The organism is Polaromonas sp. P1_G2, from assembly GCF_056405515.1.
In genome coordinates, this window is sequence record NZ_JBFUBY010001475.1 from 1 (window position 1) to 396 (window position 396).

Annotated in this window: 1 protein-coding gene and 1 pseudogene; both read left to right on the forward strand. The window is 62.1% G+C overall.

Features of this window, described 5'->3' with window-relative positions:
* Positions 1–212 (forward strand): annotated as a pseudogene (gene sufC / locus AC1D0P_RS31150) (Fe-S cluster assembly ATPase SufC); the annotation flags it as partial.
* Positions 213–396, forward strand: a 184-nt coding sequence (locus AC1D0P_RS31155; RefSeq protein ID WP_477680259.1) for a hypothetical protein, incomplete at its 3' end; no start/stop codon positions are given. It abuts the pseudogene before it with no gap.

Sequence of the window (396 nt, forward strand, 5' to 3'; positions counted from 1 at the left end):
CGCTGAAGATCGTCTCCGACGGCGTCAATGCGCTTCGTTCGCCAGACCGCGCCATCGTCGTGATCACCCACTACCAGCGCCTGCTCGATCATATCGTGCCGGATTCGGTGCATGTGCTTTACAAGGGCCAGATCATCAAGAGCGGTCCCAAGGAACTCGCGCATGAGCTCGAGGCCAATGGCTATGCCGATATCATCGGCGAGGCGGCGTAAATGACCATTCAGACTCCCATCAAGCTGACGGCGGCGGAAAGCGCGTTGCTGGATGCCTTCGGCGGCGCGATCGGCTCGCTGCCGGGTGATACTGCCGTCACGACGCAGCGCTCGACGCTGATCGGCGCCATCAAGTCCGCCGGCCTGCCGACCCGTCGCCGCGAAAGCTGGCATTATACTGATC